The sequence below is a fragment of the Shewanella sp. 0m-8 genome, from assembly GCF_052977265.1.
On record NZ_JBRIMB010000017.1, the window covers coordinates 38,450 to 51,870 of the forward strand.

The 13,421-nt window shown below is 45.1% G+C and carries 9 protein-coding genes; 7 read left to right on the top strand and 2 right to left on the bottom strand.

Translation table 11 applies throughout. The features are described from left to right. Position 1: 1 nt before the first annotated feature. From purH to ACVBIO_RS10540, 4 genes are all read left to right on the top strand, one after another. Positions 2 to 1,591 carry a bifunctional phosphoribosylaminoimidazolecarboxamide formyltransferase/IMP cyclohydrolase gene (gene purH, locus ACVBIO_RS10525; protein ID WP_447160802.1) on the top strand — a complete coding sequence of 530 codons (1,590 nt, stop codon included), beginning with the start codon at positions 2 to 4 and terminating at the stop codon, positions 1,589 to 1,591. A 204-nt stretch (positions 1,592 to 1,795) separates the two neighbouring features. Then, positions 1,796 to 3,097, top strand: a complete 1,302-nt coding sequence (gene purD, locus ACVBIO_RS10530) for a phosphoribosylamine--glycine ligase (protein ID WP_447163856.1) — start codon at positions 1,796 to 1,798, stop codon at positions 3,095 to 3,097. A 674-nt stretch (positions 3,098 to 3,771) separates the two neighbouring features. Then, the gene (locus ACVBIO_RS10535) at positions 3,772 to 6,771 is read left to right on the top strand and encodes a hypothetical protein (protein ID WP_447172549.1); all 3,000 of its coding nucleotides are present in this window, start codon (positions 3,772 to 3,774) and stop codon (positions 6,769 to 6,771) included. 316 nt (positions 6,772 to 7,087) lie between these two features. Continuing rightward, positions 7,088 to 7,306 (top strand): hypothetical protein, encoded by a 219-nt coding sequence (locus tag ACVBIO_RS10540; RefSeq protein WP_447160799.1) that lies wholly within the window; start codon positions 7,088 to 7,090, stop codon positions 7,304 to 7,306. Positions 7,307 to 7,329: 23 nt separating this feature from the next. Here ACVBIO_RS10540 and ACVBIO_RS10545 read toward each other — a convergent pair whose 3' ends face one another. Together ACVBIO_RS10545 and ACVBIO_RS10550 are read right to left on the bottom strand one after the other, a co-directional pair. Continuing rightward, entirely contained in the window at positions 7,330 to 8,133 is an 804-nt protein-coding gene (locus tag ACVBIO_RS10545) for an SDR family oxidoreductase (protein ID WP_447163854.1), read from the bottom strand. Positions 8,134 to 8,242: 109 nt separating this feature from the next. Next, positions 8,243 to 10,780 (bottom strand): putative bifunctional diguanylate cyclase/phosphodiesterase, encoded by a 2,538-nt coding sequence (locus ACVBIO_RS10550; protein ID WP_447172550.1) that lies wholly within the window; start codon positions 10,778 to 10,780, stop codon positions 8,243 to 8,245. 332 nt (positions 10,781 to 11,112) lie between these two features. Between ACVBIO_RS10550 and ACVBIO_RS10555 the strand changes: the two genes are divergently transcribed. The 3 genes from ACVBIO_RS10555 to ACVBIO_RS10565 all read left to right on the top strand — a co-directional run bounded on the left by ACVBIO_RS10555 (position 11,113) and on the right by ACVBIO_RS10565 (position 13,384). Next, the gene (locus ACVBIO_RS10555; RefSeq protein WP_447163852.1) at positions 11,113 to 11,814 is read left to right on the top strand and encodes a spondin domain-containing protein; all 702 of its coding nucleotides are present in this window, start codon (positions 11,113 to 11,115) and stop codon (positions 11,812 to 11,814) included. Positions 11,815 to 11,825: 11 nt separating this feature from the next. Next, entirely contained in the window at positions 11,826 to 12,557 is a 732-nt protein-coding gene (locus ACVBIO_RS10560; RefSeq protein WP_447172551.1) for a spondin domain-containing protein, read from the top strand. 89 nt (positions 12,558 to 12,646) lie between these two features. Beyond that, a complete protein-coding gene (locus tag ACVBIO_RS10565; protein ID WP_447163850.1) occupies positions 12,647 to 13,384 on the top strand; it encodes a response regulator transcription factor in 738 nt (245 codons plus the stop codon). The last annotated feature ends 37 nt before the right edge of the window (positions 13,385 to 13,421 follow it).

Genomic DNA, 13,421 nt, shown 5'->3' on the forward strand with positions numbered 1-13,421 from the left:
AATGAATAATGCCAGACCTATTCGTCGCGCGCTGTTAAGCGTTTCAGATAAAACCGGAATCTTAGAGTTTGCACAAGCGCTGCATGCTCAAGGTGTTGAGCTACTTTCTACAGGTGGCACCGCACGCCTGTTGGCTGATAATGGTGTGCCAGTCATTGAAGTATCTGACTATACTGGTCACCCAGAGATCATGGATGGCCGCGTTAAAACCCTGCACCCTAAAGTGCATGGCGGCATTTTAGCGCGTCGCGGTATCGACGAAATCGTAATGGAACAAAACAACATCAAGCCAATCGATTTGGTTGCGGTTAACTTGTACCCATTTGCAGCGACTGTTGCGGCAGAAGGCTGCACCTTAGCTGACGCTATCGAGAACATCGATATTGGCGGCCCAACCATGGTTCGCTCTACAGCTAAAAACCACAAAGACACTACCATTATCGTTAACGCTAACGACTACGGCCGCGTGATTGCCGAGATGCAAGCGAACGAAGGTAGCACCACACTTGAAACTCGTTTTGACCTAGCGATTGCCGCGTTTGAGCATACTGCCGCGTACGATGGCATGATAGCTAACTACTTCGGTACTAAAGTGCCTGCGCACAGCAAAGATGAGTGTCACGAAGATTCTAAGTTCCCACGCACCTACAACACCCAGTTAGTAAAAAAGCAGGACCTGCGCTATGGCGAAAACAGCCATCAAACAGCCGCTTTCTACGTTGATACTAATCTCGATGAAGCCTCTGTTGCCACTGCAGTTCAACTGCAAGGTAAAGCACTTTCATACAACAACATCGCCGATACAGACTCCGCACTTGAGTGCGTAAAAGAGTTCGATGAGCCAGCATGTGTGATTGTTAAGCACGCTAACCCTTGTGGCGTTGCTATTGGTGAAAATCTACTAGAAGCCTACAACCGTGCATTCCAAACTGACCCAACCTCAGCCTTTGGTGGCATCATCGCCTTTAACGGCGAGCTAGATGCAGCAACAGCAAGTGCGATTGTTGAGCGTCAATTTGTCGAAGTCATCATTGCGCCTAAAGTCAGCCAGGCTGCACGTGACGTTATTGCAGCTAAAGCTAATGTGCGTTTACTTGAGTGTGGACAGTGGACAAGCAAAACCACCAGTCTAGACTATAAGCGCGTTAATGGCGGCTTACTGCTGCAAGACCGTGACCAAGGCATGGTAGATTTGGATGACGTTAAAGTCGTTTCTAAACGTCAGCCAACCGCTAGCGAAATGAAAGACTTAATGTTCTGCTGGAAAGTGGCTAAGTTTGTAAAATCAAACGCGATTGTCTACGCAAAAAACAGCATGACTATCGGTGTCGGAGCTGGCCAAATGAGCCGCGTATACAGTGCTAAAGTTGCTGGTATCAAAGCCGCTGACGAAGGCCTAGAAGTGCAAAACTCAGTAATGGCATCAGATGCATTTTTCCCATTCCGTGATGGTATTGATGCTGCAGCAGAAGCTGGCATCAGCTGTATCATCCAGCCAGGCGGCTCAATCCGCGATGAAGAGATTATTGCAGCAGCTGACGAGCACGGCATGGCAATGGTATTTACCGGTATGCGTCACTTCCGTCATTAATTTATATGAAGTTCTAGGTCCTAGGTTTTAGGTCCTAGGTTCTAGGTTTTAGAACCTTTATCTAAAGTTTCTAAAAATTGATTTTTAAGGTTTAGCGCAAAGTCATCGGTTATTGAACAAAGAAAGCACGCGCAACGTATGCCAATACGTGAGCATGCTTGATGCCGTTCAAGGACCGATGAAGAAGCGATTAAGGATTAAAAAATGAAAGTATTGATTATTGGTGGCGGCGGTCGCGAACATGCATTGGCATGGAAGGCTGCACAATCGACGCAAGTTGAAACGGTATTTGTAGCGCCGGGTAATGCAGGTACTGCATTAGAGCCAAAGCTTGAAAACGTAGCGATTAATGTTGAAGAGATCTCGGCATTAGTTGCCTTCGCCACAGAGCAAAAAGTAGCTATCACAATAGTGGGCCCAGAAGTGCCATTAGCACTTGGTGTGGTTGATGCCTTCAATGAAGCAGGCTTGCCAATCTTCGGCCCAACCAAAGGGGCGGCGCAGCTAGAATCGTCTAAAGCCTTCACTAAAGACTTCTTGGCTCGCCACAATATTCCTACAGCGGCCTACTCAAACTTTACTGAGATAAAACCAGCTAAAGCCTATGTTAAGCAAGTAACAGCCCTGACTGGTTTCCCGATTGTCATTAAGGCTGATGGCCTAGCGGCGGGTAAAGGCGTTATCATTGCGGCAGATCAAAGCGAAGCTGATGCAGCAATCGAAGATATGCTAGCGGGTAACAAGTTTGGCGAAGCGGGCTCACGGGTTGTGGTTGAAGAGTTCTTAAAAGGCGAAGAAGCCAGCTTCATCGTGATGGTGGATGGTAAGAACATTCTTGCTATGGCCAGCAGCCAAGACCATAAAGCACGTGACAATGGTGACCATGGGCCAAACACTGGCGGCATGGGGGCATATTCACCAGCCCCCGTTGTGACTCAAGCGGTTCACGATTGGACTATCGAGAATGTAATTCGCCCAACCGTTGATGGCATGGCGGATGAAGGTAATGTTTACACTGGTTTCTTATACGCAGGCCTGATGATTTCTCCAGATGGCAGCGCAAAAGTACTTGAGTACAACTGCCGCTTTGGCGATCCAGAAACCCAACCGATTATGATGCGTTTGAAATCTGACTTAGTTGAGCTTTGTTTAGCATCAACTCGCGGCGAGCTTGATCAAGTCACTGCCGAGTTTGATTCACGCGCAGCTGTGGGTGTGGTGATGGCGGCAGGTGGCTATCCAGACGCTTACCGCAAGCATGACGTGATTGAAGGGCTAACCTTAGGTAACAATAATGCAAAAGTTTTCCATGCAGGAACTAGTATGGAAAATGGTCACGTAGTCACTAACGGCGGCCGCGTATTGTGTGCTACCGCACTGGGCAACACGGTTACCGAAGCACAGCAAGATGCTTACAACTTAGTTGAGTCTATCCATTGGGATGACGTTTACTTCCGCACAGATATTGCTTACCGCGCAATAGCTCGTGAAAATAGCGAAAGCTAAGTAACTCTATTCTCTTGTAGAATAGACATTGCTTACCGAGTAATGGCCCGTGAAAATAGCGAAAGCTAAGTAACTCTATTCTCTTGTAGAGCAGACATTGCTTACCGAGTAATGGCCCGTGAAAATAGCGAAAGCTAAGTAACTCTATTCTCCTGTAGAACAGACATTGCTTACCGAGTAATAGCCCGTAAAAATGGCGAAGGCTAATTAGCCATCTCGTTTACAGCTATTCAAAGCCCTGTTAATACAGGGCTTTTTTCATGGACTACCAAAATGGAGATGACGGTTATTCTCGCCTACTAAGCTAACGCTAGAGTCAATATCTAAGGCTAAACAGATATCAAGCCTCAGTCACTTGCCCTGCCACTCTGAATTTGTATGTCACTCATCGGCCTAAAATATAAGAAAGTGAAAAGTGGGATCTAGGCCCGCTTACATTAAAATGCACACCAACTGCATAAACAAACCTTTCGATTACAAATGTATCGACAACTTTTTCATATTGTTCATAACCTAAGCTAAAACATTGTTTTTATATGCAACTTTTACCCCGCATAAAAAAACTTACAACCATCAAAAAGCAAACTGACAGCACAAAATAACAGTTAACCAACCAATTGCAGCATATTACTCACACATGTATACTCGCGCTTCAATTTTAAGCTGGAAGCACTATGAAGTACCTAAATCTGTTGTTACTTTTCTTACTTACTGCCTGTGGAGGTGGTGAGTCAGATTCAACAGAACCGCTACCACAGAAAGAAACTCATCCACCTATTACAGCCATTGATATTACAAGAACATTTTCACATCATGGCGCTATCACTCCTGATATCGTAGGAGCATTCGGAAATATCAGTTATCAACTCGTTGATAGCGCCCCAGATGATGTGTTACAGATCTCAGCAGATAAGCGTAGTCTGATAATCCTCAATGCAGGCAGTACTGAAGTCATTGCCAATGATCCTGGTAACGCGCAATACTTACCAGCAAGCACTCGCTTCAATGTCACTATCGGCAAAGCCCCTCGACCACCTCTAGTGACTAACAATCTAAGCTTTCCTTACCAAGCAGCTGCAAGTCATCAAGTCAACGTAAATGGTGCTCTTGGCGAACTCGAGTATGCGCTAAGCGCTGATCAAAGCGATCAAGTTATACTGATTGAACCTGCTGGTGAATTGCTGATTTGGGGCAGTGGCAGCGTATTGGTCGATGTCACTGACAGCGGTGGACGTAACTATCAAGCGGATACCCAACAATTTAAAGTGACCATTGAATCCGCGGCTACTGAATTTGCGCAATTTTCAGATGTCATTGATAAACCTTTCCTATTGGGAGCAAAACTACTTCCGGTATACCGCGGCTCTCCAACTGAAAACATTCATTACTCTCTAGTAGATGCTACAAATAACCATGTGGTGCAAATAGATGAAGCAAGTGGTGAAATGAGTATTATTGGCGCTGGTGCAGCTGAGATCAAAGTCATCCAACATGCTCCACAATATCACCAAACCGTTGCAACTCAGCGTTTTAAAGTGCAAATCAATCCAGCGAAGAACCTTGAACTACAAGTTGCAGATATCTCTGCGGCCTATAATGCTGATGCTCAAAAAACCATTAAAGTGACAGGCGCTAAGGGTAAACAATCTTTTTCCCTCTCAGAAAATGCAAATCCCGATATCATCAATATTATTGATGCTGAAAAAGGGACTTTTAGTTTTATTGGGGTAGGTAAAACACAGGTGACGATTAACGACGCTGGCAACCAAAACTACCTAGCTGAAAGTCGCGAAATTAATGTTGAAGTCACACGTATCAATAGCAACTCTCTAAACAGTTTAGATATCCAGAGCCGTTACCAACAGAATCAAACTATTCAACCTCAAGTCATAGGCGGTCATGGTCAGTTAGCTTATGCCTTAAGCGATAGTAGCCCACAAGATGTTATCTCTATCGATGTAAATACGGGATCAATGACAGTATTTAAGCCTGGAACTGTTGAAGTTATCATCACAGATGATGGCGGAGAGTTCTGGGCTAACCAGCAGCAGAATTTTACAGTTACTGTCGACAAGCAAACTAATAGCGATCTTATTCTAGCGAATACCCGAGTCGACTATGCAGCCAATGCGACTTTTACTCCACAGGTGATCAATCACAAAGGCAGTGTGAGCTTTAGCATAGATAATGGAAGCGATGGAGTCTTTAAGCAAAATGCCGATACTGGAGCCATTACCATAGTGGGAGCTGGTCGCGGGTGGATAACAGCTATCGATTCGGGCGATGAGTATTTTGCTCCCGCCACAGAACGTTTTTATGTAGATGTCTCGCCACTCAATGGCACATTATCAATTTCATCCGTGCGAGTTCCATATTCAACAGGAAATACATTTGATATACCAATTTCTGGTGGTATTGGCCAACTAGAGTGGCAACTTAAGTATGGAGAAAGTGATGTCATCACGATAAACGAACTAGCACGAACCTTCACAATTAATAATGCAGGCTCTGCAACTTTCATTGTGACCGACAAAGGAGATGCTGGGCATGTCTCACAAAAAGCAGAGTTCAATGTCATCATCGATAAAGCTGATGAAAATACTGACCTAGCACTTGCAACTGCGTTTATGAGTAAACCCTTTGCTATCGATGCCACCATCCCTGCTCCTGTTATATCAGGTCGAGCTCTAAATAGTCATATCAGCTATTACACCGCCTCTCAAAACAGTCATATTGTCAGCGTAGATCCGACAACTGGTGTGCTCGCAGTAAATGGAGCCGGTCTTGCTCAAATTAGCGTAATAGAGCAAAGCCGAAACTTTGAACGCACTATTCGTCAGTTCAATGTCAATATTGAAAAAGCCAAGCATCCAGGCCTAGAGCTTGAGAACAATATTATAAATGTAGTGTTCTACCCTGATCGCCGAGTTAAAGCACCCGCTGTCGCAAGCCAATTTGGTAAATTAAGCTATGCTTTTGCCACACCAGTATCGCCAGAGCTTGTAGAGCTCGCACCCAACGGTGAAATCACGATACACAGCTACCCAAAATCGCTAGAAAATGACTATTTTGATGTCAATGTAACTGACGATGGCGGCCAAAATTACCAGCCTACTTCCGCTACCTATAAAGTTTTTATTTCTCCAATAGAAGCAGGCTTAGGTGAAGAAGCAAGTATCAGCTTTGATGGAAGTGATAAACAAATTATCTCTCCTATTGATATCGCGGCCAATGAGGTTTCTTACTTCACCGTTTTTGGTGGCAGAGGCGAGTTAACAAACCATACTCTCGGAGATCAAGGTGGTGGCTACTCAACGATGATAGCTCAAGTCTGCAAAGATCCGGTTAACTACAAAGGTTGCACCTTGATCACTTTAAGGCTGCAAAAGACCAGCCATTGCAGTGACGGAAGCCAAATTGCTTACCCTATTAATTCTAAGGCGATTTATACCTGCCCAGGGCTAACACAACCCACCAGCTCAGAAGTCACGATAAGCCTCAATAAAGATGATGCTTTCAATGCTTGGTTTACCCAATCTGGACGTTATCAGATGGGCTCTCCAATCGTGCTCGTACATTTTGCTAAGCCCTACCGAAGCGGTGGTGTTATTGAAGCTGGTGATATTCAATCTAGGGCCTGGTGGTTAATCAATCTTGATCTCACTAATAACTAATAACCTACTACTAAGCCCAGTTTCACTGGGCTCTTTTTTGCACAATATGGCTTCGATGGTTATAGAGCGGTATAGATGAGAAACCTAACTAATTCTGTAACGTCTTTTAGGCGTTATGCTGTAACTTAAGTAACATCCTAATCCGCGTAAACCAATCTAAGGTTTTGTGACATAGGTTACATAAAGTCAGTATCTGTTAGCGCACTCTATGGGCAATAACAGATCAAATCGTAAACAATAACATCAGTTCAAACCAACTCAATATAGATTGGTATCGATTTTACTAAAACTTAAACTTAAATATCAGGGGTTAACAATGGCATATTCAATTGGCGATCTTATCTATCAAGGCGAAACATCAGGTGTTCATAACTGGGACACGCTATCAGGCTCATCTTTTTACTGGCACCCAGACTGGCTGCATATTGCTGAAGAGATGACGGGGCACAGCGCCACGGCTCACATTGAGACCAGTAACGAGAAAGCGACTAAAGCTGAAGCGGCGGCTGCAATTGTAAAACACCTCAATAAATAACCTTTCGTATACTGCGCCGCACACTAGCGACCAGACTCTATCGCCCTTCGTGCAATTTTATCAATTAGCTCTGGGGCGATAATTTTAAAGAAACGACCTATTTTTCCTCTAAACGAGGTGATTAGCTGACGCTTTCTGTTTGCTATCGCCGGTATCATCAGCTGCGCGCACTTCTGTGCAGTCATGATTTTAGCCTCCTGCATCGGTGTTTTACCTAAAGGCTGCCCTTTGGCATCGAGTGCACGCTTATGGGTTTGGCTTACCACAAAATCTGGGCAAATCACGGTTACTGCAACATCATTATCATTTAGCTCAATTCTTAGCGAATCAAAAAAACCAATAACAGCGTGCTTTGAAGCCGCATACCCCGAACGCGCAGGCACACCGGTCATCCCCGTTAACGAGGCAACGGCCACTATCTGTCCTTGGGTTTGCTTTAAATAGGGAATTGCTGCGTGGGTGAGATAAACCGGACCCAGATAGTTTACCTGCATGATCTGCGATATAACGCTCAAGTCTTGCAGCTCATCAAAACGTGACCACATGGTCATTCCCGCGTTGTTGACTAAGATATCTAGCTTGCCAAAATGAGCGATACAGGCTTTGATTAAACCTGAGCATTGGCTTTGTTCTGAAAGGTCTGCCACATGCACCAATGGGGGTTGGCCGAGTTCTGCCACTTCCTCGGCTAACGAGTTCAGTCGCTCAAGATTACGGGCACAGAGCACCAGTTTACAGCCATAAGGAGCAAGTTCTATGGCTAATGCTCGCCCTATACCTTCCGATGCCCCGGTGATGATAATAACTTTGTCATTAAAGATTTGCATATATCACCTAACACTCGAGAGTTTATATTTAAGTGTTAAAGCTCACACATAATTACCCCAATCGCAAATAACTCTTTTAAACCATCACTCTTTTAAAGTGATCGCGATTTTAAACCATCAGTTTTTCTGGGGCGGGTTCTGTTTGATAGGACTCTAATGCTTGAGGTCGGCCAATACCGTAACCTTGGGCATAGTTAATCCCAATGATTTCGAGTTGATCGATAATCTCTTGGTTTTCCACAAATTCTGCGATCGTTTCGATTCCCATCACTCGGCAGACATCGTTAATCGATTTTACAATGGCGTAGTCTTTGGCATTGCTGACTAAGTTTTTTACAAAGCAGCCGTCTATCTTAACGTAGTCGACAGGCATCTCTTTGAGGTAACCATAGGATGCAAACCCGCTACCAAAATCATCCAGTGCAAAAGCAAAGCCACGCTTTCGCAGATCTAACAACATCTTCATCGCACGACTACGATTTTGGATAGCACTTGTTTCGGTGATCTCAAAGCAAATACAACTGCTCGGGATCCCAAAACGCTTTTGTTGCTTAAGGATAAAGTCGACCATGCCTTCAGCGCCAAGGCTATTACCTGACAAATTAATCGATAGGCAGTGATCATCCCAAAGCGGTTCATTTAAAGATAACCACAGAAAAGTCTTTCTGATGACCTCTTTATCGACATCAACAATTAACTTAAAGCGCTCTGCAGCAGCAATAAATTGTGCAGGAGGCAAAACTCTCCCGCCCGGCTCTTGGATCCGCAGTAATACCTCAAGACGCTGTCTACGACTGTGAGAGGAAAGACATTTTATCTTTTGATAGTAAAGAACCAGTTCATTGTGCTCAATCGCCTGTACAATTCTAACCGCCCACTTAGATGCATTACGTTGATAGCTTAAGTCTTTGTCGCGGCTGTCATAAAAGTGCACTTGGTTACTACCCTTGCATTTAGCAGCATGGCAGGCGATATCGGCATCTTTTAGTAGCTCTAAAAGATCCGTTTGTTGATCAAAGCGTGACAAGGCTACGCCAGCACTCACACCAACGCGGTAGTGCGTATCGTTATGTGTCACCTCTTGGCTACCCACGCTGACAATGATCTTCTTAATCAACTTAGCCACTTCAAGGGCCGAGCAGTCTTTAATCACTAAGCCAAATTCATCGCCACCTAAACGCCCTAATAATTCACCTTTGAATAAGCAAGAGCCAATAGCTTTAGCAACGTTATCAAGCATTTTATCGCCAACGCTATGACCGCATGACTCATTGATAAGCTTAAATTGTTCCAGATCCAGACATACCACTGCCAGTGTTTTGGACGATTGCACATAACGAATAAATTGCTGCTCAAATGCACCACGATTAAGCAGCCCTGTCATAGAGTCAAAATGAACTCTGCGCTGCAATCGCTGTTTGAGTAGCGCTTCATCGGTGGTATCTCGTAGCACAATCACTGCGCCAATAATACGGCCAGAGTAGTCTGATAAATTGCTGAATTTGCCACTCATTAGCTTAGGTGTATCAATGTCTAGTCTAAGCTGCGTGGACTCCACACGTAGACTGCCGCCTTGCATAAAAGCAACTAAGGTATCGCTCAAGCCTTTATGACCTGCTAACAATTCATCCAGGCTTTTGCCTCGCGCCTGCTCATTACTCACTTTTAGCAAGCGTTCGCCATAAGGGTTGAGATAACTCACTCTGGTATCAATATCGATCAAAATGACCGCTTCAGCAATTGACTCTAAGGTGATCTTAGATTGCCTTTCTTGTTGATATACCCGAGATAATAGTTGGTTAATGTCGCTTGATATCTGGCTAAACTCGCCATGGCCGTCACTGCTTATCAGTGCCCTTTCCCTTGAAGTAAAGTCGATAGCGTTAAGTTGTTTAGCAAAGCGCTCAAAGGGCTTAAATACCCCTAACCTAAGCCAAAAGAATACACCTAATAACAAGATGATAGATAAACCCAATAGGCTCAATGTGAACAAGCTATATTGCAATACCACGCGAGATAAAAAGTGATTAGAGAAGGTAATTGTAAGATGCGCTGGCGATTGAGCTAGTAGGCTTGGCATACTCAATTCGGCGGTCACTGTATTGGCGGTCACTGTATCATCTGTTAGTAGCAGCCCGGCTTGTGCGCTTCCCGGTGCCAATTTAATCTGGGTAACAAAATCGCTCAAGTCTAAATTTGCTAAATATGCATCTGTTAGCTTACGGCTCAAAAGTAAACGCTGAGAACCCGACGCCGCCTGCAAGCTTATAAAATAACCCTGCCTATGTTGTGCGTCATAGTAGAGTCCTGTGTTTTCCTGCGGGTTCGCAAGTAGTTCAGCAGGTAGATTTAATCTGGCTTTGTTAGCGCCATCATCCAAGTCAACATACCCGTCTACTACCGGGGATAACTGCAGGTCGCTAAATTGTGCCAGCTTTGGCCATGCAGAAGCTGCCGAATTAACGGCTGAGGCTGACAGCATCGGCTGAGCCTCTAGTGCTCGCTGCAGCACCTCAAGGTCACTTTTTATTTGCGACTCAATACTCTTAAGCTCTGCTTCAATAACATCACGGCGAATCGAATCGACTTCGTTATGTAGCCATGTCACTCCAGCTAAGCTGGCAGCAACGAGGAGCGGGATACTCATCCCAAAAATGATTAAAACAACTTTCTTGCTAATTTGCATTTAAAGACAACTTCTCTAATTCAAAACCCACCAGCAACTCTGGCCACGACTTGGTTTGCGCTAGCAAAGTACCCGATTTATATCATAGATAATACCTACCTTAGATGCAGTCGTTGATAAAAACACCAACCAAGGACAACTCTTAAACAAATCCATGAATAAGCCTGTAAATTCATGGCAAATTCCCCCTGATTATCGCATAAAACCAATTGTTATACTTTTGTGATAATTGAGAGATATTCAGGTGACATCCCTTTGCCACACTGAACCATACATTGCAAAGGAGAGTTATCATGAAGCTTAACCAGATCACTAAAATGCTTATTCTAAGTACCGCTATTAGCCTACCCGTGTCAGCGGCTGAGTTAGAGATTAGCATCACTAATTTAACCCACGGCAATCATTTCACCCCGCTGCTCATCGCAGCCCATGATATGGACAGCCACCTTTTCCAAGCCGGAGAAATGGCAACTCCTGCCTTACAAAAAATGGCTGAGGGCGGTGATATTGCCGACTTAGATGCCGCCGTAAAAGGTGCAGGCGGTATTACGCTGACCAATCCGGCTGGCGGACTATTAGCCCCTAGCACTAAAGTCGACAGCATTATGCTCGATTCAGGTGATATGACTCACCTATCGATTACCGCTATGGTCCTGCCAACAAACGACGCTTTCGTCGGCTTAGATGCCTGGAAAATCCCAACCGAAGCCGGCAGCTATACCTTTACCCTTAATGCCTATGACGCTGGCACAGAAGCCAACGACGAAGTCGTTAATGGTGGTGGCATGTCTGGTACTCCAGGGATCCCCGCGGCACCTGGTGGTGATGGCGGCATGAACGCAACCGGTGTAATGGGTATGAGCAGTAACGATAAGGTGCATATTCACCCAGGCGTGCTTGGCGATACCGACCTACAGGGCGGCATGAGTGACCTTGATAGCCGCGTACACCGCTGGTTAAATCCGGTAGCTCGAGTGACTGTTGTGGTTAAATAGGAGAATACCTGATGAATAATCCTAACAAGAACCTTAAATACAACGGGCTTATACTGTTGAGCGCTGGTGCATTATTACTAGGCGGCTGCTCTGACAATAATAATGACATCCCTGAACCCATTACTCCCCCCGCAGTTACACCGACAATGCAGAGCTACAGCATTGCAGTGACCAACTTAACCGCAAACCAGCCCATGTCGCCAATTGCGGTCGTTAGCCATCAAGTTGACACAGTGCTATGGAGTAGCGGACAAAGCGCTAGCGTCGCTTTAGAAACATTAGCAGAATCCGGAGATCCCAGTGGCTTAACCGATGAAGCTGTGGTCACTGAGCTGACAAGTGGTGCTGGCATATTATTACCTGGGGCCAGTGAGAAGATCTCTATTAGTCTTAATGCCGATATGATTGCGGACCTGTCAGTAGTGACCATGCTCGTTAACACTAACGATGCCTTTGCAGGTTTTACCGGTTATGACTTAACAGCCTTAGCTGTTAATGAGTCTATCAGCTTTAGAGTGATTGCCTACGATGCTGGTACTGAAGCGAATACTGAAGCTAAAGGCACTATCCCAGGCCCTGCTGATGGTGGCGAAGGTTTTAATGCCACACGTGATGACTCCAACAAAGTTCACGCTCACCCTGGAGTCATTAGCAGTGATGACGGCCTTGCAGACTCCGTCCTTTCAGCCTCACATCGCTTTGATAACCCAGTAATGCTAATCCGCGTGAATCGCACAGAGTAAACGACTTATAAAAGTGACCAATAATAGTGCGAAATAAAAGCTTCCATCGGCGGGTCTTGTTGTTAAGCAACTGCCTTTGGGAGCGAAGCATGAATGGATCAATCAACAACAATGAGCATCAAACATCGAAGCGAATACTACTCCTCGAAGATGAGCAAGACTTAGCAAAACTCGTCATGCTCAACCTTAAAAGCATGAATCATGATGTGATCCATTGCACCACGCTGCAACAAGCACAACGTCATATAGAGCAAACTAACGTTGACCTTATTGTCATGGATAGAATGCTACCCGATGGCGATGCAATCACCCTATGCCAACAGTTCCGTGAGGCCGGAAACGACCTACCTTGCATGATGTTAACCGCTAAAGACTCTGAAGCCGATATCGTGCTCGGGCTCGAGTCAGGTGCAGATGATTATTTGATAAAACCTTTTAGTGTGCTCGAGCTCAGAGCCCGAGTTAAAGCCCTGCTAAGGCGCTCAAGACAACTGGAACAACAGCAAAACTCAGTTGAATTTGATGGCATCACCATTAACTGTAATACCCGAGAAGTGATTGCTTTTAATGAAGTGCTGGAGCTGACTGCTCGAGAGTTCGACCTCTTGCTGTACCTTGCTCAGCATCCCAAGCAGGTGTTCAGCAGAATGCAATTATTAGAAGCCGTATGGGGTTACTCATATTCAGGTTATGAGCACACGGTGAATAGTCATGTGAATCGCTTACGCTCTAAGCTTGCGCGTAATAGCCACACCTCTAAATTGGTTAAAACGGTCTGGGGGGTTGGCTACAAATTTACTCCACCCACAATACAAGCAGCATCTTAACCTTACCTTAGTCCTAAATAACTCACCTTAGAGGGCA

What these genes read in the sequence shown, in the direction of transcription:
- purH (WP_447160802.1), top strand. Translation starts at nt 2, where the DNA reads ATGAATAATGCCAGACCTATTCGTCGCGCGCTGTTAAGCGTTTCAGAT.
- purD (WP_447163856.1), top strand. Translation starts at nt 1,796, where the DNA reads ATGAAAGTATTGATTATTGGTGGCGGCGGTCGCGAACATGCATTGGCA.
- ACVBIO_RS10535 (WP_447172549.1), top strand. Translation starts at nt 3,772, where the DNA reads ATGAAGTACCTAAATCTGTTGTTACTTTTCTTACTTACTGCCTGTGGA.
- ACVBIO_RS10540 (WP_447160799.1), top strand. Translation starts at nt 7,088, where the DNA reads ATGGCATATTCAATTGGCGATCTTATCTATCAAGGCGAAACATCAGGT.
- ACVBIO_RS10545 (WP_447163854.1), bottom strand. Translation starts at nt 8,133, where the DNA reads ATGCAAATCTTTAATGACAAAGTTATTATCATCACCGGGGCATCGGAA.
- ACVBIO_RS10550 (WP_447172550.1), bottom strand. Translation starts at nt 10,780, where the DNA reads ATGAGTATCCCGCTCCTCGTTGCTGCCAGCTTAGCTGGAGTGACATGG.
- ACVBIO_RS10555 (WP_447163852.1), top strand. Translation starts at nt 11,113, where the DNA reads ATGAAGCTTAACCAGATCACTAAAATGCTTATTCTAAGTACCGCTATT.
- ACVBIO_RS10560 (WP_447172551.1), top strand. Translation starts at nt 11,826, where the DNA reads ATGAATAATCCTAACAAGAACCTTAAATACAACGGGCTTATACTGTTG.
- ACVBIO_RS10565 (WP_447163850.1), top strand. Translation starts at nt 12,647, where the DNA reads ATGAATGGATCAATCAACAACAATGAGCATCAAACATCGAAGCGAATA.